We start from the raw sequence: 26,150 nt of genomic DNA, 5'->3' as shown, positions 1-26,150 counted from the left end.
CGGAGTTGCTCGACCTGGGCGGCCTCCCTTGTCAGCCTCACGGCCTGACCGGCGCGCCGTGATCGTCGGTGATCTCACACGAGCGGCTCGGGCGGACGGGATGGCTGGCCGTGGCCCATGTACTACCGAATCAACTTACTGTCCGCGGCAAAGACGGGACGGCTAGGTGTGGTTTCAATACCTAGCCGCCCCGCCCGCAGGGAAGCATCTCAAGCGCCGCGAACGGCGCGTAGGGTAGGACCTTGCGCAGCCTCTTTTAGATTTTGCAGGCACGTCGTGACGAACTCCTGCAGCTTCTCCAAGCTTTCTACCAATTCTTCGTCATACAGCTCGCTGACTTCATCGAGGCTCAGCTGCTCAAACGCCTTGGATGCGTTCTTGACCCGACCGTGCAACTTAGCTCGACGCTCTTGAATTTTGAGTTGAGGGTCTTCATCAACCGACTGCATCACGTACTGATGTAGGACGTTATATGCGGCCGCCGCCTCTTCTGGGCTACTTTGCCCCACGCCGCCAGAGGGAGTCAGCCGTTGCTCAGCTTCCGCTTTGACGCCTTCTGGAATCTCAATGAGCTGTCCGGATGGCGTCTTTACGCTTCCCTCAGTAACGGCCGCGCGCACATACTCGATCTGGTCAGCCCGCTTTGTCTCTGCTGCCACGGCTTTTCTCAGGGTGTCCGTGTCTGTGATGTGCCTTGCCATGGCGGCTTGGAGGGCGATATCGTCCTCCATTCGGTCCATTAGCGCACTTCTGGCCGCCTCTGCTGTGCTGGAATCCGCCAGAATGGCGGCCCGCAGCGCTGTAGGATTCTCCGCGACTTCGAGTGCTTTCGTCGGTCGAATACCCTCGGCCTCGGCGGCAGCGGTGATCAGAGATCCTCGTTCGCTTTCCCCACTTGAACGGGTCGTGTAGTAGGCGTTCCAGGTTTCGGCATCCGGAAGTTCGACATCCACGCCCGGTTGCAGCTGTTCGAACTGGGGGACCAGCCCATCGTCAGCCGCCCGAGCCCATGCCCGGTAGAAACGCATCACTCGGTTTGATGATGAGCCTGCCCTTCGACCGAATTCGCTCGCAGAAACCTTCGCGGTCTCGTCACGTCCACCACGAGGGGACGGAACGGACTTTTCACCTTGATTCGATCCTGGCTGTACGCAACGGGCGACCTTCAGCGCGAAGAGCCACCCACCCGCTTTCGCGTAGGCTCCGAACTCATGAGCATCTTGGGTGACCGGATCCTCGCTGAGAGATGGACCGAGAAGCTTGGAGACCTCAGCTCGCATCCGGTCCATTTGCAGCCGAATGTGACTGACGCCTTCGTGAGGGTGCTTGATCTGCAGCAAGAGCCGCACGTCCTTCACCTTGGCCCCCAGGCCGAAAGGCGGCTTAGCCTCGATGAACGCGGCGAAGTCTTCGAAGGGTTCTTCGCTGTTTACACCGGATGGGACCTTCCTCCAGGTCTCATCCTCGACTACCGCGGCAAGCAGTTCCAGGAAGCCGGAAGGTGTCCCGCCATTCCTTTCAAGAGCCTCCCGCAGGGTGTAGACGCGATGCTGTTCATCCGTCAGATAGCTGTTTGACTCAACACGCACTGTCATGGGTGGCTCCTATTTGAGGGCGCTCAGCACGGCTCGCAGCCTTCGGTTGGCCTTCTCGAGCGTGTTGGCCTGCTGTGCGTTGTAGCCGGCGGCATCGTTGACTCGCTTGGTTGCCTGCATCATCGCCTCCTGGTAACCGGCCGATTCGGGCGTGACGCCCCGCTGGTACAAATGCTGCTTGATCGCTTCCGCAGTCTGGGCCTTGATCTCGGCGATCTGCTCCCTGTCAGTCTTAGGTGGTTCGTAGGTAGGCGGTGCGTCCGGTTCCGTCCGCTGTTCGGGGACACTTGGCGCCGCCTTCAGCATGATGCCTGCAAGCTCAACTACATCCTTGAGCTTGAGCGGCGTTTCGGCGGAGTCGACAGCAGCCTTGATGTACTCCACCAGCTGAAGTTCGTCGGCGTCCATGTCGCTCTCGTTGCCTGCCGCTCTAGTGGTGGTGGCTACGGCGGCCTCCACGAAGGACAGGCTCTCCTGTACCGGCTCGACGCCCTCCTCCTGCTCAGGGCCCTCTCGCTCCTCCAAGAGTTTGAGACCCTGCTCGTTTTCGTCCCGCAGCAGTGAGAGGAAGCCCTGCATCTTAGGGTCGTCGGGCGCAACGATCACGCAGGACTGTTCGCGCGGCGGCATCTTGTCCCATACTCGCAAGCCACGTCCGACCAACTGCATCAGATGCCCACCGTCGCGGTAGTGGGTGAGGATGCCCACAACAGTGATCTCTGGGCAGTCGTAGCCGATGAAGGCCATCCGGACTGTGACGAGGATGTCCATCGGCTTGTGCTTGAAGTTCGCCAGTTCCTGTGGAGCGCCAGCATCAGAGGAGATGGCGAGACCCACTCGGAGGTCGGAGTAGCGCTCGTTCAGATACCGCTGTACCTTCTTTGCCTCGTTCTGACCCATACAGGAGATCAGGCCCCGGTATGCCCGGTTGAACTTCTGCTTGTCCTTCACTGCTCTGACGACGCGGTCGACCAACGGCTGCCAGGTCTTCTCGTCTCGCAGCACTGGGACAAGCTCACTGCCGTCATCGGACAGGTTGTACTCGAGGATGCTGTCCCCATTCGGAGCAGAGGGGTCACCCAGAGTACGGCGCGTCACGCGCGCCTCCGTGAGATGCATCTCGAAGCGTCGCAGGTAGCCCTCGGCGATGCCGTCGGCGTACGTAGCTTCTGCGTCCCGAACGAGCGTCATCCGCCGTGGGTCCGACGGATTGGGCTCATAATCGGCGAGGATCAGCGGCTGATTGTCGGCCCGGTACGGAGTACCCGTCAGCAGGAGGGTATGGCGAGCGAAGGAGTGAACGCGCTCGACAAGGCCGCCGGCCTTGGTCCCGCCTCCGTCTTCCTTGTCTCCGGCAGCTCCACAGAACTGGGCTTCATCGGCGATCAAGAGGAAGCGACCCTCATGCTTTCGCGCCCACTCCACAAACAGCCGCTCGCTGCTGACCAGTGCACTGTAGGTGGCCACGAAGCCGCTTCCAGGCTCGTTAGGGTGCGTCAGCGGCGGGTCGCTGATCTTGTGCCGGATCATGCCCAGCCTCTTCGTGCTGTCGAAGAGCAAGCACAGGCCGCCGAGGGCACCGCTGTGGCTCTTGTGCATCCAACTGATCTCACACTGCTGAGCCAGAGCAACGCGTGGCACGAAGACGGCGACGTAGTCGATCAACCCTTCGCGGATCAAACGGGTTGCCAGCGACTGGTACGCGAGGGTCTTCCCGGACCCGGGGGATGCGAGAACGATGGTGCGGTCCTTCTCAGCCCTGATCCGTTCGAGGACGACCGTACTCACTTCCCGCTGGAAGGGGCGGGGCACGAAGTTGTCCGTGTACTGCATCTGCTGTCCCTTTCGCAGGTTGCAGCCCTCGCACAGGGCCTGTCCGTTGTCGACGGTTGTCGGGCCACCCTCGGCCCAAGGAATGCGGTGATCTGCGTGCCAGCTCTCGCCCAGCGGTATGTCGCAGCGCTGACAGAGACCCTCAGCTTGCTCGTAGATCAACTGACGCTGCCGCGAAGTGAAAAACCGCTGCGTAGCAAAACCGGACACAGACCGCCCCCTAGTCGTCTGCGGACATAACGATCCCGTGGGGTAGCACAGTAGCCGCAGGCACTGACAACGGGTCCTGGAATGGCGTTACTTCGGCTTCACTAGGGAATGACGAGTCCGAACCCGAGATCTAGCCTCCGCCTTGGACAGGCTGGCTCGTCGTCACCGCGACCGCGTCGAACGCGCAGCGACATCACAACATTTTCGTCATGATGACGTTAATCTTCGGAGTGTGGCGTGCTCTGAGATGCTGGAGTCCGATCGAGAGGGGCCGCAGGTATGGAGTGGAAGACCCACGGTGAGCGACAGGTCTACACCAACCCTTGGGTGAATCTGTGTCTGGTCGACGTCCAACAGCCGGACGGACGTAGGTGGGAGTACCACGTCGTCCGCCTCCGGCACTTGGCCGTTGCTGCTGTGGTCAACGACCGCCAAGAAGTCCTGATGATGTGGCGGCACCGCTTCATCACGGACTCGTGGGCTTGGGAACTGCCCATGGGCCTGGTCGAGGACGGCGAGACTCCGGAAGAAGCTGCTGCCCGCGAGGTCCTGGAAGAGACCGGCTGGCGCCCCGGCCCCATCAAGCCTCTGATCTATGCCGAGCCGGCGAACGGGATCACCGACTCGCAGCACCATGTCTTCCGCATCGACGGCGCCACGTACGCCGGTCCTCCCACGGAGAAGAACGAGTCTGACCGCATCGAGTGGATCCCCCTCTCAGAGGTGCGCGGGATGATAGACCGCCGCGAGATCGTGAGCAGCGGCTCACTCGTGGGTCTGCTCTACCTGCTCATGGATGAAGCGATCCGCTGACCGGCGGGAGGAGTTCCCGTAGCCGTGCCTCAAAGGCCAGGGCTACGGGCTCCTGCCTGTGTGGGGCCAACTGGTCGTAGAACTCCCTGAGGTGTCCAGACACTCGCTCTGAGGCCACCGCCGACGCGGGCTCAAGGGCTTGCGTGGCGGTGTGGCACGCCTGATCAAGCTTGCCCTGGTCCAACTGTGTACGGGCCAGCCAGAACGAGTGGAACGCACGGCCTCGCTGGTTGGTGTGGTGCTCCCGCCGCAGGGCATCTGCGATCAAGGGTTCGGCGGTTGCCGCTTCGCCCAGACGGCCGTGGGCGATGCCCGTGTCCACGATGAGCTTCGGCTCGTCGAAGTAGGTCACCCATGAGGGGTCCGGATCGCTCGCCCCGATTTGCTCGAATTGGCTGTGCGCTTCCCCGATCGCCCGGTGCGTGTCATCACGGTTGCCGAGGGTGGCGTGGGCGAATGCTTCCCGTATGGCCAGCATCGACATGACGCGCGGCGTGCTGCCGAGTGCTGACCGGGCCTGATCCTGAGCTGCGGTCACGAGTGCCAACGAGTCCGCGGGCTTGTCCTGGTAGGTCGCCTGCAAGCTCATGCAGGCGAGGACGTTGGCCATGAACTGCCGGTCGTCGATCTCCTTCGCCAGTTGCAGGGCCTCAGTGAAGTAGGCGCGGGCCTGGTTGTACTGGCGGGCGTCGAAGTAGGTCCAGCCCGTAAGGCGTGCCAGCTCGGCCGCGATGCCGTACAGACCATTCTGGATGGACGGCGGTCGGCTCTCCTTCAAGAGCCCGACAACATGACGGAGCTGGCCAACAATGGCGGGCCGCAGTGCCTCACCGCCGTGCTGATCGTCTCGTCGCCAGTAGTCCTCGATCGAAGAGCGGAAAGCCTCAAGCGTGGCCTTGTTCAAGCTGGTTCGCGTGGCCAGGGCCAAGATGCTGTCCACGTCGGGCCCTGGCAGAGACGCGGGGGCCTGCTGCTCCTGCTCCGGCATCAGGGGCGCCTCGCGCTCGTCGACTACCAGCGCCTGGGGCGTCTCCCACGCTCGGCGGGCAAGCCCGAGCATGTCCCCTGGGATGCGCAAGCCGTCTGAGATTCGCTCGATGACATCCATGTGCAACAAGTGCCGTCGGCCTGCGATGACTTCGCCTACGCGGCTCGGCGTCAGGTCGCAACGCCGGGCGATCATCGACGGGTAGATCCCCGCCCTGACCTTCACCAACCGGAAGACTCTGGCGAAGTCCCGGACCCGACACGCATCGATCATCGCGGGATCGGTGAGCAGCCTAGCCGGCAGTTCCTGCGGCCGGTCCGGGTCGGGCATCGGCAAGCTCCCACACTGCGAGGGCTACGCAACGTCGCTGGTTCTCTACTTCCGGCGATGTTACCCAAGTTGGGTAATCAGCCTGACCTTTTAGTGGCGGCCCTCCGATCGCGATGCTCTCTTGCATGGCGAGCAACCAGCAGACCAGACCAGGCATCGGTGAACTTGCGAAGGACACCGCCAAGGGGCGTATCGGCATCGTCATGGGTGAGCTCGGCGGCCGAGTGCAGATACGGCCCGTCGGTGGTGGCCGGGAGTGGGATGCCATGCCGGACAAGGTGGTGCAGCCGAGTGCTCGGGAGGAACTGAGCGCCCGCCTGGCCATCAAGAACGGCAACAGCAGGGAAGGCCTGTGATGCGCGCCATCGGCCGATACGCGGGAGTCCTCTTCATCATCGTGATCAGCGGGTCATGCGGCCTGGTGATCGGCATGGCTCTCGCTGTCGGCCAGTAGACCGGCCGCCCCGCACGGGGGTTCATTCCCGGTTCCCCCCGCCCCGAGCGGGGCGGCCTCCCAAACCCGTAAGTGCCACGCTCCACTATCCAGAAGGAGTACTCGCATGACGGCAACGGCGAACGACCAGAGGACCGGCCGCGCGGTGGCTGGCGAGGAACTGTTCCAAAGCCTCACCCACTTCGTGGTCGTCCACAACGGGCAGTCACCCGAGCGTGCCGAACGGATCGCGGACCAGGCGGTCGCCTTCGTGGTCACCGCAGCCACCGCGATCGTCCCCATGGTCCCGTCGGACGACGTGGACCTCGGTCTGCACGCGCTCATCCTGCACACGAAGGAGTACGCCGGCCTGTGCGAGCGGTACGCGGGCCGCTTCCTGCACCACAACCCGAAGCCCGGTGGCGGGGCCCGCGACCCGAAGCAGGTCGCCGCTTCGGCACGCGCCATGAAGACGGCGGGCTTCTTGGTCTTCGACGACCTGTGGACCGTGGACGGCACCAACCTTGCCCAGTGCGACGCCGACTGCGGCCGCCCGTACGGCCAGGCGTAACACAAGACACCAGCGGCGCGGCCGGCCTCGACTCGTGGTCGGCCGCGTTCGCCCGGAAGGAGAAGAGACGTTGTCCGGCTCACCCTCTGAACTGCCGATCGTGGTGCTCGACGCCCTGATGCCCACGTCTCAGCGCCTGGTCCTGAACCGCCGGGGCTCCATGGTCTGGGAGGTGCAGAGCCATCGAGGCCACTACGCCGTCAAGGTCGGCTACCCGATCGAGGCTACGGCCGACTGGCCCGCCCAGCCCTGGACCGCCCTCGCGCCCGCACGCGAGGGTGCCGTGCTGCATCGCCTCGGATGCGACGACTTCGCGTACGGGGAATGGGAGCGCGGGACGTGGAACTTCCAGCCGTGGCACGAAGGGCCGGACCTGCACCAGCTGTGGGAGCCCTGCCGTAGTGAAGGCTCGTCCGTCGCACCGCACGCCAGCGTGGCGCTGGGCTGTGTCGAGGCGCTGGCCGAACTGCACGCCAAGGGCTGGGCCCACGGCGACGTACAACCCGCCCACTTCATCATCGGCCCGGAGCGGACGCATCTCATCGACCTGGCTCTGGCCCGCGGTGGGCACGTCCCAGAGGGGTACGACTTCCCGTTCCGCGGCTGCCTCGTCCACTACGAAGCACCGGAGATCGCGCGCAGCGTACTCGCCACGGGCCAGGCCGAGCCCACGCCAGAAGCCGACATCTACGCCCTCGGCGCCTCGCTGCTCATCTCGGCCACCGGCTGGCGGGCTGTCGAGTACCCGGACGACGCGCCACGCCCCGTCCAGAGAGAGGCCGTAGCCAACGGCAGACGTCGCCCCGTCAAGGCCTCTGGTGAGGTAGGCGAGTTGATCGAAGCGATGCTCAGCCATGCTCCCGAGGACCGACCGGCCATCTACGAGGTGGGTAAGGCCCTGAGCCGCCTCTAGAGCCGGTTCGCCCGGCGGCGCTCGCACAACGAAGACCAACAACGAAAGACCGGACCACCCCTCAGCCTGGACAGCATTCCGGGTGGTCCGGTCGCGGAAGCCCTGATCAGGACCCCGGTGCCGATGGTAGCCGGGGCAGTCGGCGTGCTCGGATGCGGGTGCGGGCCCTCGGCTTCATGTTGTCCAACGAGGAAGGGGTTTGACCTGAGCCACCGAAAGTCAGCCATGACGGCGGGCGAGACGAACGAGCACCCGCCACGTGTGCTTCCAGCAACCACTCACCGGCCTCAGCCACGCTTCTTCCAAACGTCACGGCCGGGTCCTCGAACTTGCATGAGCGTTGCCGACGTGCCCTGCGACTCCACCGGCCGTGCGGATCGGAACTGTGGGCGGTCTGGTGGCGCGGTCACTCCTGGCTCGTCCCGGCCTGGTCCTGGTGCTCGGTGGTGGACGCGTTGCTCGCTGGTCTGGTTATCCGCCCTGGCGGTTGTGCGCGCTGAGCGGCGGGGGGCCGCCGGAGCGGTGGCGGAGACAAGGAGCGGCGGCGGCCACGGGCCGCCAGCGCGCGCGGCCCGCCGTAGGCGGGCCGCCTTGATCCAGTAAAGAAACTCTGAACAGCTCCGCAGGGCAGGGCGATGGCGGATCAGCGAAGGAGCCGCTCAACGTCGTGGAGGCGCTCAGCGGCTGGGAGGAAGCGCGGCAGCGCGAAACGCATCGACGGCACGGGCGGCAAGCGGGAGACATGGCCGAGCACATAGCGGACTACGAGATGGGGTTGACCAGCATTCACGTCGAAGACGCGGATCAAGTGGCCGCGCTGATCGAAGAGATGCGGGCCATGGTCGGTCGCCTCAGCAAGGAGACCAGAGCACTGCGTGAGGAAGTGGCTCAGCTCAGGACTGCGACTTCGATTGCTGAGACTTCAGCTCCTCGACCTCACGCCGCAGTTCCTGATGATCAGCGCTGAGGGAACGGAGCTCGTCACGTAGAGCAGTGAGCATCTCAGTGAGGGTGGCCCCGGTGGCTTCGGAACCGTCGGGGCTTCCCTCCGTCTGTTCAGCCTGAGGGGGCGTCTTGTCCCTGTTGGCGAGGTACCAGGCTGGCGGGGTGTAGCCCGCCGAGAACTCGCCGGCGGCGTCATGGTCAGCTACGAAGCTGCCTCGCCCGTGAATCGTGTAGATCAAGCCTTCGTCGCGCAGAACGTTGAGCGCGCCCCTTGCGGTCATGTTGGCCACGCCGAAGCGTTCCTGTAGCTCGCGAATGGACGGCATCTGCTCGCCCGGCTTGATCCGTCCCTGCAAGATGTCGCGCCGAAGTTCGTCGGCAGCGTGCTGATACGGCGGCCGACGGTCCTGCTTGCTCTCTGGCGCGGGGCTCATGGCCCAAGAGTAGCGATCCATAGCACCCCTAGCACACCCCACTGACATAGGTGGCCTATGTCAGTTGATACCTAGCTCACCCCACACACTTGACAGTGCTAGGTCAGCTATGTTCAATGGTGATCACGCCCCGCCGCCTGGCGGAGCGCAACCGAAAGGAAGCAACTCCCATGGCACGCATCCGTGTTGGCCTGCTCCCCACCTCGTCGTTCATGGTCGGAACCCTGCCGGTGCCGAAGTACGCGGACCAGGAGAAGACGCAGTTCGCCACCGACCGTGAGACCGGCGCGAAGCTCTACACGATCACCCTCTTCTTCATGGAGGAGGGCCGCGCCGAGGCTCTGAAGATCACCGTCCCGGAGACCGGTCTCCCTGACGGTCTCAAGCCCGGTGTCCCGGTCATGCCGGTGGAGCTGTTCGCCACCCCGTGGGCGCGAATCTTCAACGGCTCGCTCTCGGACGGCATCGCCTACCGCGCGGACCGGCTGGACCTGATGGCCCCGGCTGCTGAAGCGGCGTGAGCGGCGCGGCTCCCCGGTCCGGCGCTGAGCGCAACTACCCGTTGCCTCACGCCGGGCCGGATGCCCGGTTCACCAAATCCCTCGTGACCTCGGTGGCGGGCGTGCTCGTCGGTTACGGCTATCCCCGCCTCGACGCATCGGCCGACCGGGCGGCCCTCGAATCGGCCCTCGCGGCCTTCCTCTACACCCCTCTGGAGCGCAGCAAATGAACGGTCCGAACGGCCCAACAGAAGGGGCCTTCCCTTACGGCTCCCTGGTGGTCGACATGGCGCTGGTGCTCCTCGTCGGTTGGGCGGTGTGGTGGATAGTCCGCTACCTGCGCGCCGACGCCATGACCCGCCAGTCCATCCGGCAAGCCGTTCGGGTGCGGTGGGGCTGGAAGCGGCTCGCGCCGATGCTCAAGCTGGCGGCCACGGACAAGACTCCGACTGCGCTTGCGTCGCTGGCGAACACCGACGGCAAGCCGATCAAGCCTCGCGTCCTCATCCCGGCTCTCAAGGTCACTCACGACGCATACGGCGTCATTGCACGGGCGAGTTGCCTGCCCGGCGTAGGCCTGGCGCAGTTCCAGAAGGCGGCCCCGCATCTGGCCGACGCCTGGAAGTGCACGCGGGTCGCGATCACGCAGGACAAGCCCGGACAGGTCGTCATCCGGGGCGTGCGGCTCGATCCGCTGAAGCTCCCCACTGAGCACCGACCCACGGGTGGCGTGCCGGACGAGGCGGCCCGGTGGGACTTGGGCTTGGACGAGTACGCACAGCCGGTCTCGGTAGACCTCACGCAGGTGCCCGGAGTGACCGTGGCCGGCCTTCCCGGCTTCGGCAAGACGAGCCTGATCAACCGGCTTCTCTCGGACTGGGCGCCTTCCCCCTGCGTGCAATTCGCCTGCGCGGACGGCAAGGTGGCCGCCGCACACGAAGGTGACTATGCCGACTGGGTACAGCGCATGTTCGCCTTCGTCGGAGATGACCTGGAAGAGGCCAACAAACTGTTCCGGGACCTGGTGGAACTGCGGCGCCTCCGGTCGGCCTGGGCGCGCAAGGTGCTCGGCGTGAAGTCCATGTGGGATGTGGGTCCGTCGGAGAATTGGCCGCTGGTCGTGCTGGTCATCGACGAAGCACATACGTACTTCCGCGACCACAAGGGCAGCGACCCGAAGACCAAGAAACTAGCCGCCCTCGCTGCGGAGAACGCCCGGCTTGTCGAGGACTTGGTGAAGAAGGGCCGTTCGGTAGGGATGCTCGTCATCCTCGCCACACAGAAGTCCACCGGTGATGCGATCCCGACCTTCATCCGTGACGTGTGCCCCGTGGGCCTGAGCTTCGCTCAGAAGACCGCTGAGGCCGCTGTCGCCGCGCTGGGCGAGGAGATCCGGGAGTGGCCGGACGCCAACCCGATCAACCTCCAGGATCCGACCTATGTCGGCGTCGCCTCCATGAACCACCAGTCGCAGCCCGGCTTCACCCGCATCCGCACCCCGTACGTCTCCGACGCCGACGCAGCCCGAATCGCCGACAGCACCGCTCACCTGACCGCCGACCCCTCCGCGCTCCTGGAAGCCTTCCTGGGCCCGCGCATGTGGGATAAGGACGTGGACCTGGAGAAACCCGCCGTCGACGCCGCTTGACCCCTGATCTCCGCCCCGTGACGCAGCACCGAAGGGAGGTGAATTCCTTGACAGAGGACAGGATCACTCAGCGCACCATCACCGCCGTGATGATCGTCATCGCTGTGCTGGCGTTCGTCTTCTCCTTTGGCAACGTCTGGTCTCTCGCCCTCCGCCTTGGCGTCCCCTCACCGATCGCACCGCTCATCGCTCCGATGGTGGATCTCTCCGTGGTCGGCCTCCTGGTCGCCCTGCGCTACCTCTCTTTGCGCGGCCTGCCCGCCGAACAGATGACGGCCGCCACCCGGCTGATGCACTTCTCCGGGCTGCTGACGCTGGCCCTCAACGTCGCCGAACCTATCGCTGCCGGACACTACGGCCGGGCAGCCGTGGACGCCGTGGCTCCCCTGCTCCTGCTCGGCTGGGGCGCGGTCGGCCCGCAACTCCTGCGCGCCTTCCACACCGTCACCCGCCCCACCGACCCGGCCCCCGAAGCAGAAGAGAACGAACCGGCGCCCGAAACGACCATGTCCCATGCCCCCGCTGCCGCACCGCTCACCGATCCGGCCCCGCCCGTCGCGCCGGACCCAGTCCCGACCCCGGCCCCGCTAGCTCGGCGCGTCACCCCGGCTCCCGCGCCGCCCGCGTTCAAGGTGCCTGAGCCGCTGCTGACCGAAGCGCGTTCCATCGCCGCGTCCCACCACGCCGAACACGGAACAGCGATTACTCCGGCCCAGCTGAAGACGCGACTCGGCATCGGTCTGCCCATGGCCACCGCCCTCCACGCCGCCCTGTAGGGCCGCACCCCCGCCGGCCTTTCCGGCACCTCCCACCCTCGCCCGCCCTGGGCCCGACCTGTCATGCCTGCGGGCAGCCGCCCAGCGCTAATCGCTGCTGCCCGCAGGCCTCACCCTCACGCCAGAAAGGATCCCCGCCCCCTCATGCACCGCCCCCTCGACCTGCGGCACGTCGTCAGCCCCGGCCTGCGGGACCTGATCGAGCTGGCCAACACCCACAACTTCGACCGCGTCACCGAACAGGTTCGCAACCTGCGCGGCTGCACCAGCCCCGTCAACCTCCACGGCTGGACCGTCACCACCGACTCGACGACCAAGGAAGTAGTCCGCTCCTACCGCTCCGAGGACGAGCCCTCCGGACGCCTCCTGACCACCTGCGGCAACCGCCGCGCCTCCCGCTGCCCAGCCTGCTCCCGCGTCTACGCCGCCGACACCTACCACCTGATCAAGGCCGGACTATCCGGTGGCAAGAACGTCGCCGAAACCGTCCGCGACCACCCCCGCGCCTTCGTCACCCTCACCGCCCCCTCCTTCGGTCCCGTCCACAACCGCCCCACCACCGACGCGGGTAAGCCCCGCCCCTGTGCCTGCGGCCAGACCCACGCCGAAGATGCGCCGGAACTCGGCACCCCGCTGGACCCGGCTACGTACGACTACACGGCCGCCGTGCTGTGGAACGCCCACGCCGGGCAGCTGTGGGCACGCTTCACCACCTACCTGCGCCGCGCCCTGGCCGAACACCTCGGCATGACACAGAAGGCACTGAACGCCGCTCTCCGCGTCTCCTTCGCCAAGGTCGCCGAGTACCAGAAGCGCGGCCTGGTCCACTTCCACGCCGTGATCCGCTTCGACGGACCCGACGGCCACACCGCCCCACCCCCACCCTGGGCCACCTTGGACGCCCTCCAGATCGCCGTGGGCCTGGCGGTCGAGCGGGCCCGGCTCACCGTCGAGTCCGACGCCATCGGCGAGCGCGTGCTCACGTGGGGCGACCGGTTCAAGGTCGATCAGATCTCCGCCCTGGGCGACGGCGAACTCACCGACGCCAAGGTCGCCGGATACGTCGCCAAGTACGCCACCAAGAACGCCGAGGGCGCGGGCACTGTAGACCGCACCCTTATGTGCCGCCCCTGCCATGGACGCGGCTATGTACGAGGTCCAGACGGCTTCCGCGACCTGTGCGACGACTGCGAAGGCACCGGACAGGCCGAACCCATCAAGGCCCTGCCCGTGCAACGGCACGTCCGCCAGATGATCCGGACCGCCTGGGACCTCGGGAGCCTGCCGGAGTTCGCCGACCTCAAGCTCTGGAAGTGGGCCCACATGCTCGGCTTCCGCGGCCACTTCTCCAGCAAGTCCCGCGCCTACTCCACCACCCTCGGCGCCCTCCGCGACGTACGCCGCGCCTGGCGTCTCGCCCAGGCCGCAGCGGCCCGCGCCCGCGCCGGCCTTCCTACCACCGACGAGACCACCCTCGTCACCGCCTCCTCATGGACCTACCTCAGCAGCGGCTACCGCCCTGGCGAGGAACTGCTCGCCGCCCAGGTCCGCCACGACGTAGCCCACACCCGACGCCTCAAGCAGGAAGGACTGCTGCCCGCATGACGACGGCCGTACTCACCGTGGACCAGGTCGCCGAGCGTCTCGGCATCAGCCGCTGGAAGGTCCACGACCTGATCCGCTCCCACGAACTCGCCTCCTTCAAGATCGGCCGCTGCCGCCGCATCAGCGAAGCCGCCGTGGACGCCTACGTTTCCCTCCGCATCGAACAGGAAGCCGCCTGATGGCCAAGCCGAAGAAGAACGCCAACAACGAGGGCACCATCTACCAGCGCAAGGACGGTCGCTGGGAGGGCAGTGCCTACGTCCTGACGACGGACGGCACGTACAAGCGGCGGAGCGTCTACGGCAAGACCTGGGACGAGGCGCACGAGAAGCTGACCAGGCTGAAGGCCGACTCCCTGAACGGCTTGCCGGTCTCCACCAGCAAGATGACCATCGCCGAGTACCTGACGTACTGGCTCACGAACGTCGCCCAGGGCAAGGTCCGCAGGACCACGTACGTCAACTACGAATCGCTAGTCCGCAACTACGTCACGCCCGAGTTCGGCAGGAAGAAGCTGGCCCGGCTTACCGCCCGCGACATCCGGGCCTTCCTGACCAAGACGGCGGCCACCTGCCAGTGCTGCGCGCAGGGCAAGGACAAGAACCGGCCCGAGCACAAGCGACGCTGCTGCGCCCTCGGCAAGTGCTGCACGAAGCTCCCCTCGGACCGAACCGTGCGCTTCCTGCTGGTGATCTTGCGGGCCGCCCTCCAGCACGCCGTACGCGAGGACGAGCTGCCCCGCAATGTGGCCCGGAACGTGGAGCTGAGCATGGGGACGAAGCGTGAAATAGAACCGCTCACGGTCAAGGAAGGGCGTCAGCTCCTGGCGGCGGCCCGAGACAACCGAATGTGGGCCGCGTACGAGCTGGCGGTCCGCATCGGCCTGCGGCGCGGTGAGCTGCTAGGGCTGCGCTGGTCGGACGTGGATCTCCACGAAGGCGTCCTCACCGTCCGGCAGGCCCTACAGCGGGTCGGCGGCGAACTGCTGATCGTCGCGCCGAAGACTCAGCGCTCGGCCCGTCGCGTGGCCCTGCCGTCCGAGTGCGTGACCGCGCTCCGCGCTCAGCGCGCCCAGCAGCTCGCCGACCGGAAAGCCGCTGGCTCGAACTGGAAGGGGACGGCCCAGGGCCTTGTCTTCACCACGAAGAACGGCACCCCCATCGAGCCGCGCAACCTGAACCGCTCCTTCGAGGCTCTGTGCGTCCGCGCCGGCGTCCGCAAGGTCCGCTTCCACGACCTGCGCCACACGTGCGCCTCACTGCTCCACGAACAGGGCGCCGACGCCCGCATGATCATGGAAGTCCTCGGCCACAGCTCCATCCGCGTGACCATGGACATCTACACCTTCGTACGGCTCGACTCCCAGCGGTCCGCCTTCGACCGGGTCGGGGACGCGCTGAGGGGTGACGGCAACGAGCCGGACGATGACGACGGCGCGGCCGGTGTCCCGGTAGCCATCTGATCGACTCGCAGAAACGGTTGCCGTCAAACACTGCCGTCAAGACAAAAGCCAGAGGCCCTGTGGATCACTCCACAGGGCCTCTGACGTGCTGTGCACTCGGCAGGATTCGAACCTGCAACCTTCTGATCCGTAGTCAGATGCTCTATCCGTTAAGCTACGAGTGCTTGTTCTGTTTTATCGCCGCTCCCGGGCCTTCCGGCTCGCTCGCGGCGACAGGAAGAACATTACATGACTGCCGCCGCCATGTGAAATCCGTTCCCCGCACCCCTTGTGGCCTGCGGAAACAGGCCCAACGACAGCGAAGCCCCGGTCGGATGACCGGGGCTTCGTGATCGGGTGCGGAGGCGGAGGGATTTGAACCCTCGATGGGCTTTAAGGCCCAAACCGCATTAGCAGTGCGGCGCCATAGACCGGACTAGGCGACGCCTCCAGTGCACATACCCCGCGCGAGCGCGAGTCGGTGCCTGCCGATGATGACACAGTCGAGCGTGCTGTCACCAATCGACCCCCACGGTACTAGGCGGGAAGGTCGCAGGGCAAAGGCCTTGCCGGCCGGTGGCGGGGCGTGCGCGGGAGTCGTACGGCGCCCGGGTGCCGGCGCGCAACGTAGCGGGCCGCGCCGCGTTAGTCAGGGCATGCTGATCACCATTCGCCGGGGTGCGCCCCGGACCGCACTCCGGAACGCCCCTCGTCCCGGTCTGCGGCGTCTTGTCGTCGGAGCCGCCGCCTCCGTCGCCGCCCTCGGTTCACTGGCCGCGGTGTCCCCGGTCGCCTACGCCCAGGCAGGGCAGTCCGGTGCCGGACGGTCCGGTGCGGGTCAGTCCGGTGCGGGCCAGTCGGGCGCCCGGCTCGACGCGACTCTGAGGCAGGGGCAGCGCGTGGGCCTCGGTCCGGGCGAGGAGCGGAACCATCTCACCGTGACCGTGCGGAACGCCGGCGGCGGGGCCGACGGGACGTTCGAGCTGTACTGCGGGCCCGAGGGCGGCAACCACCCCGATCCGCAGGGCGCCTGCGCCGCCGTGGAGCGCGACACGCGGTGGGGGACGGACGTCTTCGCGCCCGCGCCAGAAGGCGGCTTCTGCACCATGCAGTACGGCGGACCGGCCACCGCGCACGTCACCGGGACCTGGGACGGGCGCCCCGTCGACGCCCGGTACGACCGTCGTGACGGCTGCCAGATCTCCCGCTGGGACCGGCTCGTGCCCCTGCTGCCGGCCGTGGGGTCCGGGAATCGTCACTGAGTACGTCACTGAGTTCTATCCGGCCACCGGCGGCACCATCCGGCCACTCGGGCGAAAAGGTACAGAAACCCTGCCCTCGTAAAGGTCCCGCGAAGGTCCCGCGACGTCCTTGCAGGAGGGCGGGCGTTTGGCGGTTACTCGGTCGTCAGTTCGAGGTCACTTGCTCGTGCGACCTCGTCCGCATCCGGCGTCGCGAGCGCAACCGCAGCCCTTAGACTCCCTCGCGTGACACGCCGCGGGCCGGTTGGCAAGATGGCCCGAGCGGTCGGCAAGGTGCGGTAACAGGGAGGAAGCGTCTCGTGAGCAGCAGGCCATCCCGGGGCGCTGCTCGCCTCGCAGCCATACTGGACGCCCTTCCCGACGCGTTGGTGCTGGTCAACGCCAACGGGACGGTCGTCAACGCCAACACCATCGCCCTGGAGGCGTTCGAGACTCCGGGCACCGCTCTGGTGGGGCGCGGACTGCTCGACCTGCTGCCGCAGTTCGACTCCAAGCTCATCCCGGGCTCCATGCGGCGGCCGGAGCACCTCGATCCGCATGCCCGGACCAAGCCGACCCGGATGATCGCGCGCAGGACGGACGGGACCGAGTTCCCCGTCGAGGTCACCAGTGCGAATCTCGAGAACGGGCAGCAGGCCTACGACGGTTACGGCTACACGGGCGACGAGCTGCTCATGCTCGTCGTACGCGACCTGTCCGGGACCGTCGACACCGAGGCGGAGCTGGCGCGGTCGCAGCGGCAGACCGAGATGATCCTGCGGGCCGCGTCCGAGGGCGTCGTCGGCACCGACACCGACGGACGGATCGTGCTCGTCAACCCGGCCGCCGCTCAGATACTGGGTTTCCGGGCCAGCGATCTCGGCGGGCGGGAACTGCACGACCTCGTGCTGCACTCGCGTGCCGACGGATCGCCCTTCCCGTACGAGGAGTCGCCGCTCGCCGACACCCTGCGCTCCGGGCGCAAGCACCGGGTGCGCGGGCAGGTGCTGTACGCCAAGGACGGCGGCAAGGTGCCGGTCGATCTGACGACCGCTCCCGTGCGCGACGGCGACCAGCTCGTCGGCGCCGTGATGACCTTCACCGACCGGCGGCCGTACGACGCCGTCGTCGAGGAGAAGGAGGCGGCGGCGAAGCGCCACGAGGAGGAGCTGGAGCGGGTCGCCGAGGAACACGCCTCCGAGCTCACCGCACTGCGCCAGCAGCACGTCACCGAACTGGAGGAGCTGCGCGAGCGGCACGCCGAGGAACTCGGCGCGAACGAGGACCGGTACGCAGCCCTCGGGGAGCGCGAGAAGGACCGCTACGAGGCGCTCGCCGCCCGGCACGAGCAGTTGCTGACCCTGCTCGGGCGGTCGCTGCGCGGGCCGCTGGAGGAGCTGCGCCGCGAGCTGGCCGCGCTGGCCGCGGACGACGCCGGGCAGCTGTGGCCCGAGGCCAACCAGGTGCTGCACCACCTGTCCGCCGGCTACTCCCGCATCACGACGCTCATCGACAACGTCCTCGGGTACCAGCGGCTCGACACCGGCGGGGAGAACGTCTCCCGTACGAAGGTGATGCTGGACGCCGTCGTCGCCGCCGGGGTCGACGGGGCCGTCGAGCTCATCGGGCCCGGGCGGGTGCAGTTCGCCGTGCACGCGCCGCCCATCGAGGCCGAGGTCGACGCCCGGCTGCTCGCCACCGCCCTCGCGCATCTGGTCGCCGACGTGGCGGGGGTCGACGCGACCGGCAACACGCCCGTGTCGGCGGGCGGTTACCTGGACAACACCGTCGTGGTGGCGGCGGCGCAGCGCGGCGAGGTCGTACGCATCGAGGTGCGCGGTCCGTACGCCGGCGGCGACACCGTGCACGAGCCGATCGTGCGCGGGATCGTCCGGGCGCACGGCGGTGTGCTGCAGACGCACGAAGTGCCGGGGATGAGCGGCAACGCGTATGTCCTCGAGGTGCCGATCGGCGGTGGGGCCGGGGCCGTCGCCGCGGACGCCGCTGTTCCGGCGGTCGTCGAGGGTGCTGACGCCGCCTCCGGTGAGCAGGCCTCCGGGCCGGCTTCCGGGCAGACCTCCGGTGGGGGGCGCCGGCGGGCCCGGCGGGCCACCACCGACGCCTTCCTCGACGGTGACGTCGCGGGTGAGGCCGCGGACGGGGCCGGTACCGGTGACTCCGGGGCCGGTGAGCCCGGTGTCGAGGGGGCCGTGCCCACCGGGCGGCGCAGGCGACGGGCCGCCGGGCAGCCGGCCGCCCTGCCCGCCCAGGCCTCCGGTGAGGGTACGGCCGTCTCGGGCGGCACCGGGCGGCGGCGCGGACGTGCGGCCGAGGACGCCGGAGCGCCTGCGGCCCTGCCCGTCGGCGGTGCCGTCCAGGGTGTCGCCGAGGGGGCCGTCGTCACGGCCGCCGAGCACGCGGCGGGGACCGCCGCCTCGGGTACGGGGCTGGGCGGGACGGTGCCGCCGCAGGGCGTGCCCGTGGGCGCCGCGGGGCTGGCCCGGCCCGAACCCGCCGCGCAGCACGCGCTGCCGCCGGCGCTGCCCGCGCCGTCCGGCGAGGCCGGTGCCGGTGCCGGTGCCGGTGCCGGAGAGGCTCCGCAGCCGACGGGGCGTCGGCGGCGGGCGCTGGCCGCCGCTCAGGAGCGGGCGGCGGCGCAGGAGGCGGCGGGGCCGCGTTCGGTGTTCGCCCTGCCGCCGGCCGAGGCCGATCAGACACCCAGGGCCGCTCAGGCGCCCGGCGTTGGGCAGAACCCGCAGGCCGACCCGAGCGTGCCTGGCGCGCAGAGCGTGCCTGGCGCGCAGGGCCTACCGGGGCAGGGGGCCGTAGCCGTTCCCGGTTCGGCTTCCCCCGGTGACCCGGTGGTCGAGGAGGGGCGGCACGACGCCGTTCCGCACAACCAGTCCGCCGATCACACTCCACCGCAGCCGCACCCCACGAGCGCTCCTACCGGGCGTCGGCGGCGGGCCGTGGCGGCGCCTCAGCCTGCCGAAGAGGCCGCGGCGCAGGTGCCCGGACAACAGGCTCCCGTGCCGGGCGCGCCTTCCGGCGCCGTCCCCACGGGGGCCGGGCCCGTGGCGCCCGGGCAGCACGAGGCCGCTGGTCAGGTCCCCGTGGGCCAGAGCGGTGTCCCGGGGCAGGGCGCGCCCGTCCCGCCCGGCACTGCCGTGCCGCCGCAGGGCGTGGCCGTTCCGGCGCAGGGCAACGCCGTTCCTCCCCAGCAGAACGCCCCGCAGGGGAACGTCCCTCAGCCGCAGGCCGCCGCCGTCGTACCCCCGCAAGGGGTCGCTGTCCCGCCCCAGGGTGCCGCCGTACCCCCGCAGGGCACCGCTGTCCCGCCGCAGGGCACGGCCGTGCCCCCGCAGGGTGTGTCCGTGCCCGCCCCGGGTGGTCTCGGGGACAGCGTGCAGGCCTTCGTACCCGCTCAGGCCGTGCACCCCGCGCCCGCGTCCCCGGCCCAGCAACCGCAGCCCCAGGCCGCGCAGCCCCAGCCGCAGCAGCCTTCCGCCGGCCTGCCGCTGCCCGCCGAGGCAGCCCCCGGGCAGGGCACCCCGGCCCAGGGAACACCGGCTCCCGGCACCCCGGCGCACATGACCCCGGCCCAGGGCACCCCCATCCCCCGGCCCCAGCCCTGGCCCGCTGCCGACGACAGCTCGGGGGCCGGTGTCGCCATGCCGCCCAACGGTGCGGCGCAGTCGGTGCCTCCCCACGGCACCGGGCACCACCCCGCTCCCGCGAGCGGCACACCGGCGCAGGCCGCCCCGCAGACGAACACCCCGGCTCCGGGCACCGCGCTGCCGCCGGAGGGCACGGCGCCGGCCCAGCGGGCGGCTCAGCCGTTGCCCGCGGAGGCCGCCGCGCCCGTCGATCCGAACTCGACGCAGGGGCGGGCGATCAGCGTGCGGACGCTGGGCCAGGGCGTGCCGTTCAACCGGCAGGCGGCCCAGGTCCAGCAGCCGTCGGGCCTGCCCGGCGCGCACCCCTCCGCCGGACCCCAGGGCCCGGCGACGCCTCCCCCGCACCAGCCGGGCGGCTCCGGCCGGCGCCGCAAGCTCGGCACGCCGCCCGACCCGGCCGCGCGGAGCGAACAGCCCTCGCCGCCCGAACAGCCCTCCCGCCAGGGCCAGGCGCCCCGTCCGCAGCAGGCACCCGGCCCGCAGCAGGCCGCCCGCCCGGAGCAGACCGCACGGCAGCACCCGGCGGCCGAGCCGACACCCCCGCAGGGTGCCCCGGCCCCCGCGCCCGCTCCCACGCCCGGGCCCGTTCCCGCGCCGGTCCCCGCGCAGCCGTCCCTGGCCGGCCAGTCGCGGCTGGCGCAGATGACCGAGGGCAGCGGGCGGTCGTACGCCATAGGCGCGCCGGACGTGAACGCGGCCGAGGGGCCCGAGCCGCTCGACGGGCCCGGCGGTGCCGTCGAGGTGGCCGATCCGCCGCGACCGCAGCCGATGGACGACGAGTTGCCGCCGGAGCCGCTGGACAACCCGCGGCGGCTGCTGGTGTGGCCGGCGCCGGACGTCAGCACGCAGCAGGCGCTGAGCGACCGCGGCTACCGGCCGGTGATCGTGAACTCGCGCGAGGAGGTCGACGCGCAGATCGCGGCCTTCCCCGCCGCGCTGTTCGTGGACCCGCTGACCGGGCCGATCACGCGTACGGCGTTGCAGTCGCTGCGGCAGGCCGCCGTCGCCGCCGAGGTTCCCGTGCTGGTCACGGCCGGGCTCGGGCAGGCCTCGCGGGACGCGGCCTACGGTGCCGACCCCGCCGTCCTGCTGAAGGCGCTGGCGCCGCGCGACACCGAGCAGCACCCGCCGCGGGTGCTGCTGATCGAGGAGCACGCGGAGATCGCGCTGGCGCTGACGGCGACGCTGGAGCGGCGCGGGATGCAGGTCGCGCGGGCCGCGAGCGACACCGACGCGGTGACGCTGGCGAGCGACTTCCGGCCGAACCTGGTCGTGATGGACCTGACGCAGGTGCACCGGCGGCAGGCCGGGATCGTGGACTGGCTGCGGGCGAACGGGCAGCTGAACCGCACCCCGCTCGTCGTCTACACCGCCGCCGTCGACCAGGCCGACCTGCCGCGGCTGGCGTCCGGGGAGACGGTGCTCTTCCTCGCGGAGCGGTCCACCAGCGCCGAGGTGCAGACCCGGATCGTCGAACTGCTCAGCCGGATCGGAACCAACTGACGCGACCGGCCGGCCCTAGCGTGCCGTCAGCCTGCGCGCCGCCTCCTTGACCGAGGCGCGCAGGCGGTCCCGTTCGGGCTCGCCGGTGCCGACCAGGATGCGCCGCATCTGCGGGACGACGGTGGTCCAGTTGGCCAGGGCGGTCAGCAGGAACAGCAGGTCCGCCGCCGGGATGGCGTCGGTGACGACGCCCCGGTCCTGGCCGTCCTGGAGGGCGGCGACCTTGCGGGCGTAGTGCTCCTGGCGGTCGGACTCGTGGGGCAGTTCGGCGCTGCCGTACTCCAGGCCCTCCCAGAAGAGCAGGCGCAGCAGCTCCGGATGGGCGGCGTGGTAGTCCATCAGGCGGTCGATCCAGGCCTCGATGTCGTCCGGGTCGATGGGGACGGCCTCGGCGAGGTGGAGCATCTTCTTCTCGAGGACGATCGCGAACAGCTCCGCCTTGTTGCCGAAGTAGGCGTAGATCAGCTGCTTGTTGGCCTTCGCCTCGGCGGCGATGCGGTCGATGCGGGCGCCGGCGATCCCGTGCCGGGCGAACTCGGCGACCGCCGCCTCGAAAATCCGTGCCTTGGTGGCCTCGGGGTCCCTTGGTGCCATGGGGGAGAGGGTAGCGCGCCGGGTAACCAACTGTTTGGTTGACAGGGAATGGCAGGGCGACTCAGACTGTTCCCCCATCAGCCAACCAACCAGTTAGTTGTTAGAGTCGACTCCAAGGAGTCCCTTCCCATGCCGTCAGCGACCACCACCACCGTCCGGGCCACGCCCCCCGTGCGGCAGACCCGTACACCCGCCCCGGGCCTCTTCCTCACCCTGCTCGCGGTATGCAGCGCGGTCACGGCTGCCAACATCTACCTCGCCGCACCGCTGCTCTCGCTCATGGCCCGCGACTTCGGCTCGGCCCCCTCGGCCCTCGCCTGGATCGCCTCGGTGGCCCAGCTCGGCTACGCCGTCGGCCTGCTCTTCTTCGCCCCGCTCGGCGACAGCGCGAACCGGCGCCGCCTGGTCGCCGGGCTGACGCTGGTCACCGCTCTCGGGCTGGCCGCCAGTGCGGCCGCCCCCGGTGCCGCCGTCCTCGCGGTCGCCATGTTCGTCGCCTCGGCTGCGACCGTGATCCCGCAGCTGCTCGTCCCGCTGGTCGCCGAACGCGCCCCCGCCGAGCGGCGGGCCCGGCATGTCGCGGCCGTCATCGCGGGCCTGTTCACCGGCATCGTCGCGGCCCGGGTGCTGGGCGGTCTGGCCGGTCAGGCCTTCGGCTGGCGGTGGGTGTTCGGGGGCGCGGCCGTGCTCACCCTCGTGCTCGGCCTCGCGACCGCCCTCGTCCTGCCGTCGCGGCGGCGGCGGGAAGGCCCGCTCTTCGCCGGCCTCGTCGCACTGCCCTCGGTGCTGCGGCACTCGCCCGACCTGTGGCGGGCGTGCGTGCGGCAGGCCGGGATGTTCGGCGCCTGGAGCGCGCTGTGGACCTCGCTCGCACTGCTGCTGACCGGTCCGGAGTACGGCCTTTCCACCGCGACCGCCGGGCTGTTCGGGCTCTTCGGGCTGACGGCGAGCGCGGTGGCGCCGCTGGCCGGCGGGCTCGTGGACCGGTTCGGCGCGGCGCGGGTCGTGCGGTCCGCGTATCTGCTCGCCGCCGTGTCCGTGCCGCTGTTCTGGCTGGGCGGGCACGTGCTGGGCGCGCTGTTCGCCGCCGCGGTCGCGATCCACGCGGCACTCGTCGCGTCCCACGTCGCCAACCAGACCCTGGCTCTGACGGCCACGTCCGCCCCGGCCACCGCCAACACCGCCTACGTGGTGGCGGGCTTCGCGGGCGGCGCGACCGCCTCGGCCCTCGCCGGGTTCGCCTACAGCCACTTCGGCTGGGGCGGGGTGTGCGGGGTGGCCGGGGTGTGGCTGGTGCTGGGGTGGGGGATGACGGCCGTACGCCGGTGACGGCCGAGGCCAACCGGGCGGGGCCGCTCGGGCGTCAGGACGGCTGGTGAGGCACGTGGCGCGGCACTTCGGAGGAAGCCGAGCTGCGGTCGCCGATCGCGAACGTGGACGAGTCGACCGACCCGATGTGGATGCCGGCCTGGGGCGGCTCCGGCCTGGTGAGGAAGTCCCGCAGGGTGCGGCCCACGGGGGCGAGGTGCGGGGCGACGCTGATCAGGAGGGCGACGCCGAGCACCACGGCGGCCAGCTGCCCGACATAGCCGAGCAGGGCGGCCAGGGGCGGGACGGTGAACGTCAGGAACGCCAGCGCGAAGAAGGTGGGGACGTGTTCCCGGTCCTCCTTCCTGCGGGCGGCCGTGCGTTCATGGAAGTCGACGTCCCCCTCCTCGTTGTGATCCACGACCTCCCAGCCGGTGATGTCCCGGGCGGCGACGGAGAGCCGCAGCGTCACCGACCGGCCCCGCTCGAGATGGCCGATGACGAAAACGGCCTCGCTCGCGTCCTGCTCGAGATCCGGGCGTCTGGCCACCCCCATCTCGCGTTCGGGCTGCGAGGTCGGCACCGCTTCGATGACCTGTGCGCCGCGCGGGAAGGAGAAGCGGAGTCGCTCGTTCTTGACGACCCGGTTGCCGCTGTTCTCGACCCGGAACTCGACCGAACTCAGGCCCTCGATGGGGTAGTCGTTGTAGCTCAGCCGGAGCAGGCGGCGAAGCGTGTCGTCCGTGGACACCATGGCGTTGTGGACCTCGGCGTCCCAGGAGAGCCGCTTGGTCGGTTCGCGGCGGAGCTTCATCCGCTCGATGCCGACGGTTCCCAGGATGCCGAGGATCACGCCCACGACGGCGACGACGAGGTTCTGCTGGAACTCGGACAGCACGCCTTCGGCCGCCGTCACCACGGCAAGAGCCGCCCCCGACTGCATGACTGTCCCCCCGTCCCCGGCCCGGCGCCCGGTCCCCCAATCCAACCAGACACGACGTGTCGAGGCAGGTGAGTCGTCCGATCGCCGGGCCCCGCCGGGTCAGCCCAGGGACGTCACGTCCAGCTCCCCTTCCGCGTACTGCCTGCGCAGCACCTTCTTGTCGAACTTGCCGACGCTCGTCTTCGGGACCGCCTCGATGATCGTCCAGCGCTCCGGGAGCTGCCACTTGGCGATCTTGCCCTCGTCGGCGAGGAAGGCGCGCAGGGACTCGAAGGTGGCGCCGGCGCCCTCCTTGAGGACGACCGTGGCCAGGGGGCGCTCGCCCCACTTCTCGTCGGGGACGGCGACGACGGCCGCCTCGGCGATGTCGGGGTGGGACATGAGCGCGTTCTCCAGCTCCACCGACGAGATCCACTCGCCGCCGGACTTGATGACGTCCTTGGCCCGGTCGGTGAGGGTGAGGTAGCCGTCGGGGGAGATGGTCCCCACGTCACCGGTCTTGAGCCAGCCGTCCTCGCTGAACTTGTCGGCGGGGCGCAGGGGCTCGCCGTCCGGGCCGTTGTAGTAGGCCCCGGCGATCCACGTGCCGCGCACCTCCAGCTCGCCGGCCGACTCGCCGTCCCAGGGGAGGCGCTCCCCGCCGGGTCCGGTCAGGCGGGCCTCGACGCCGGCCGGGAAGCGGCCCTGGGTGAGGCGGTAGGCGAACTCCTCCTCGGTGCCGACCACATGGGCCGGCGGGCGGGCGACCGTGCCGAGCGGGGAGGTCTCCGTCATGCCCCAGGCGTGACAGACCCGCATGCCGAGCTTGTCGAAGGCCTCCATGAGGGAGGGCGGACAGGCCGAGCCGCCGATGGTCACCTGGGTGAGGGACGAGACGTCCCGCAGGTGTGCGGTCAGCTCCGCGAGCAGGCCCTGCCAGATGGTGGGGACGGCCGCCGCGTGGGTCGGCCTCTCGCCCTCGATCATCGCGGCGAGGGGCGCCGGCTGGAGGAACCGGTCCGGCATCAGCAGGTTGACGCCGGTCATGAAGGTGGCGTGCGGCAGACCCCAGGCGTTCACGTGGAACTGGGGGACGACGACCAGCGAGGTGTCCTGGTCGGTCAGGCCCATCGACTGGGCCATGTTGACCTGCATGGAGTGCAGGTAGATGGAGCGGTGGCTGTAGACCACGCCCTTGGGGTCGCCGGTGGTGCCGGAGGTGTAGCACATGGCGGCGGCCCGGCGTTCGTCCAGCTGCGGCCAGTCGTACGACGTCGGCTTCCCCGCGATCAGGTCCTCGTACTCGTGCACCGGGACGGTGGCGTCCGCGAGCAGGGAGCGGTCCCCGGGGCCGCTCACGACCACGTGCTCGACCGTCTTCAGCTGCGGGAGCAGCGGGGCGAGCAGGGGGAGCAGCGAACCGTTGACGATGATCACCCGGTCGGCCGCGTGGTCGACGATCCAGACCAGCTGCTCGGGTGGGAGGCGGAGGTTCAGGGTGTGCAGCACCGCGCCCATGGACGGGATCGCGAAGTAGGCCTCCGTGTGCTCCGCGTTGTTCCACATCAGGGTGGCGACCCGGTCGTCGTCGGTGACCCCGAACTCCTCGCGCAGGGCGTGCGCCAGCTGGGCCGCGCGGGCGCCGATCTCGGCGAAGGAGCGGCGGTGCGGTTCGTCCTCACCGGTCCAGGTGGTCACCTGCGAGGTCCCGTGGATCGTGGACCCGTGGGTCAGGATCCTAGAGATCAGCAGCGGTACGTCCTGCATGGTGCTCAGCACGGCGTCCTCCCGGGGCGACATTGCCTACGCGGTGGTAAGGGTTGCGCTGATTCTGCGCACATACCGCGCGGTATGTCACTAGGACCGGGCG

At 69.2% G+C, this 26,150-nt stretch carries 21 protein-coding genes and 2 tRNA genes; 14 read left to right on the top strand and 9 right to left on the bottom strand.

Features of this window, described 5'->3' with window-relative positions:
- Positions 1–209: 209 nt before the first annotated feature.
- Both ABEA82_RS13045 and ABEA82_RS13040 read right to left on the bottom strand, forming a co-directional pair.
- Positions 210–1,595, bottom strand: coding sequence for a hypothetical protein (locus ABEA82_RS13045; protein WP_345661575.1), 1,386 nt, complete (start codon positions 1,593–1,595; stop codon positions 210–212).
- Between the two features lie 9 nt (positions 1,596–1,604).
- On the bottom strand, positions 1,605–3,638 hold the full coding sequence (locus ABEA82_RS13040) for an HNH endonuclease (RefSeq protein ID WP_345661574.1): 2,034 nt from the start codon (positions 3,636–3,638) through the stop codon (positions 1,605–1,607).
- Positions 3,639–3,917: 279 nt separating this feature from the next.
- Between ABEA82_RS13040 and ABEA82_RS13035 the strand changes: the two genes are divergently transcribed.
- Positions 3,918–4,451, top strand: a complete 534-nt coding sequence (locus tag ABEA82_RS13035) for an NUDIX hydrolase (RefSeq protein WP_345661573.1) — start codon at positions 3,918–3,920, stop codon at positions 4,449–4,451.
- Here the strand turns inward: ABEA82_RS13035 and ABEA82_RS13030 are convergent.
- Positions 4,429–5,769, bottom strand: a complete 1,341-nt coding sequence (locus ABEA82_RS13030; RefSeq protein WP_345661572.1) for an NsdA family TPR-like regulatory protein — start codon at positions 5,767–5,769, stop codon at positions 4,429–4,431. The genes ABEA82_RS13035 and ABEA82_RS13030 overlap by 23 nt on opposite strands.
- A gap of 113 nt (positions 5,770–5,882) precedes the next feature.
- Between ABEA82_RS13030 and ABEA82_RS13025 the strand changes: the two genes are divergently transcribed.
- The 3 genes from ABEA82_RS13025 to ABEA82_RS13015 all read left to right on the top strand — a co-directional run bounded on the left by ABEA82_RS13025 (position 5,883) and on the right by ABEA82_RS13015 (position 7,686).
- A complete protein-coding gene (locus ABEA82_RS13025; protein ID WP_345661571.1) occupies positions 5,883–6,125 on the top strand; it encodes a hypothetical protein in 243 nt (80 codons plus the stop codon).
- Between the two features lie 204 nt (positions 6,126–6,329).
- Positions 6,330–6,773 (top strand): glycine-rich domain-containing protein, encoded by a 444-nt coding sequence (locus ABEA82_RS13020; protein ID WP_345661570.1) that lies wholly within the window; start codon positions 6,330–6,332, stop codon positions 6,771–6,773.
- A gap of 70 nt (positions 6,774–6,843) precedes the next feature.
- The gene (locus ABEA82_RS13015; protein ID WP_345661569.1) at positions 6,844–7,686 is read left to right on the top strand and encodes a protein kinase domain-containing protein; all 843 of its coding nucleotides are present in this window, start codon (positions 6,844–6,846) and stop codon (positions 7,684–7,686) included.
- 893 nt (positions 7,687–8,579) lie between these two features.
- Here ABEA82_RS13015 and ABEA82_RS13010 read toward each other — a convergent pair.
- Positions 8,580–9,065: a GntR family transcriptional regulator gene (locus ABEA82_RS13010; RefSeq protein WP_345661568.1), complete on the bottom strand. Its 486-nt coding sequence runs from the start codon at positions 9,063–9,065 to the stop codon at positions 8,580–8,582.
- A gap of 170 nt (positions 9,066–9,235) precedes the next feature.
- Here ABEA82_RS13010 and ABEA82_RS13005 point away from each other — a divergent pair, with 170 nt between their 5' ends.
- From ABEA82_RS13005 to ABEA82_RS12975, 7 genes are all read left to right on the top strand, one after another.
- On the top strand, positions 9,236–9,586 hold the full coding sequence (locus ABEA82_RS13005) for an SCO3933 family regulatory protein (RefSeq protein WP_031104037.1): 351 nt from the start codon (positions 9,236–9,238) through the stop codon (positions 9,584–9,586).
- A gap of 83 nt (positions 9,587–9,669) precedes the next feature.
- Positions 9,670–9,795: a hypothetical protein gene (locus tag ABEA82_RS13000; protein WP_345661567.1), complete on the top strand. Its 126-nt coding sequence runs from the start codon at positions 9,670–9,672 to the stop codon at positions 9,793–9,795.
- Positions 9,792–11,213, top strand: a complete 1,422-nt coding sequence (locus ABEA82_RS12995) for a cell division protein FtsK (protein WP_345661566.1) — start codon at positions 9,792–9,794, stop codon at positions 11,211–11,213. Before ABEA82_RS13000 ends, ABEA82_RS12995 begins: the two co-directional genes overlap by 4 nt.
- A gap of 47 nt (positions 11,214–11,260) precedes the next feature.
- Complete coding sequence (locus tag ABEA82_RS12990; RefSeq protein WP_345661565.1) at positions 11,261–11,989, top strand: DUF2637 domain-containing protein; 729 nt, start codon at positions 11,261–11,263, stop codon at positions 11,987–11,989.
- A 144-nt stretch (positions 11,990–12,133) separates the two neighbouring features.
- Positions 12,134–13,594, top strand: a complete 1,461-nt coding sequence (locus ABEA82_RS12985) for a replication initiator (protein ID WP_345661564.1) — start codon at positions 12,134–12,136, stop codon at positions 13,592–13,594.
- The gene (locus tag ABEA82_RS12980; RefSeq protein ID WP_345661563.1) at positions 13,591–13,773 is read left to right on the top strand and encodes a helix-turn-helix domain-containing protein; all 183 of its coding nucleotides are present in this window, start codon (positions 13,591–13,593) and stop codon (positions 13,771–13,773) included. Before ABEA82_RS12985 ends, ABEA82_RS12980 begins: the two co-directional genes overlap by 4 nt.
- A complete protein-coding gene (locus ABEA82_RS12975) occupies positions 13,773–15,056 on the top strand; it encodes a site-specific integrase (protein WP_345661562.1) in 1,284 nt (427 codons plus the stop codon). Before ABEA82_RS12980 ends, ABEA82_RS12975 begins: the two co-directional genes overlap by 1 nt.
- 91 nt (positions 15,057–15,147) lie before the next feature.
- Here ABEA82_RS12975 and ABEA82_RS12970 read toward each other — a convergent pair.
- A tRNA-Arg gene (locus tag ABEA82_RS12970) sits at positions 15,148–15,220 on the bottom strand.
- Positions 15,221–15,395: 175 nt separating this feature from the next.
- Positions 15,396–15,486: transfer RNA gene (locus ABEA82_RS12965), tRNA-Ser, on the bottom strand.
- 328 nt (positions 15,487–15,814) lie between these two features.
- Between ABEA82_RS12965 and ABEA82_RS12960 the strand changes: the two genes are divergently transcribed.
- Together ABEA82_RS12960 and ABEA82_RS12955 are read left to right on the top strand one after the other, a co-directional pair.
- The gene (locus ABEA82_RS12960) at positions 15,815–16,297 is read left to right on the top strand and encodes an SSI family serine proteinase inhibitor (RefSeq protein WP_425588515.1); all 483 of its coding nucleotides are present in this window, start codon (positions 15,815–15,817) and stop codon (positions 16,295–16,297) included.
- A gap of 299 nt (positions 16,298–16,596) precedes the next feature.
- Positions 16,597–21,456, top strand: a complete 4,860-nt coding sequence (locus tag ABEA82_RS12955; protein WP_345661561.1) for a hybrid sensor histidine kinase/response regulator — start codon at positions 16,597–16,599, stop codon at positions 21,454–21,456.
- Between the two features lie 15 nt (positions 21,457–21,471).
- On the opposite strand, the gene ABEA82_RS12950 is transcribed toward ABEA82_RS12955, so the two are convergent.
- Positions 21,472–22,050: a TetR/AcrR family transcriptional regulator gene (locus ABEA82_RS12950; RefSeq protein WP_345661560.1), complete on the bottom strand. Its 579-nt coding sequence runs from the start codon at positions 22,048–22,050 to the stop codon at positions 21,472–21,474.
- A gap of 129 nt (positions 22,051–22,179) precedes the next feature.
- Here ABEA82_RS12950 and ABEA82_RS12945 point away from each other — a divergent pair, with 129 nt between their 5' ends.
- Entirely contained in the window at positions 22,180–23,379 is a 1,200-nt protein-coding gene (locus ABEA82_RS12945) for an MFS transporter (RefSeq protein ID WP_345661559.1), read from the top strand.
- Positions 23,380–23,413: 34 nt separating this feature from the next.
- On the opposite strand, the gene ABEA82_RS12940 is transcribed toward ABEA82_RS12945, so the two are convergent.
- Together ABEA82_RS12940 and ABEA82_RS12935 are read right to left on the bottom strand one after the other, a co-directional pair.
- Positions 23,414–24,301: a hypothetical protein gene (locus tag ABEA82_RS12940; RefSeq protein WP_345661558.1), complete on the bottom strand. Its 888-nt coding sequence runs from the start codon at positions 24,299–24,301 to the stop codon at positions 23,414–23,416.
- Positions 24,302–24,400: 99 nt separating this feature from the next.
- Complete coding sequence (locus tag ABEA82_RS12935) at positions 24,401–26,080, bottom strand: long-chain fatty acid--CoA ligase (RefSeq protein ID WP_345661557.1); 1,680 nt, start codon at positions 26,078–26,080, stop codon at positions 24,401–24,403.
- Between the last annotated feature and the right edge of the window lie 70 nt (positions 26,081–26,150).

Source organism: Streptomyces venetus, from assembly GCF_039540295.1.
Taxonomy (GTDB): Bacteria; Actinomycetota; Actinomycetes; order Streptomycetales; family Streptomycetaceae; genus Streptomyces; species Streptomyces venetus.
Note: the sequence above shows the minus strand (reverse complement) of the source record. Positions and strands in the feature narration are given on the sequence as shown.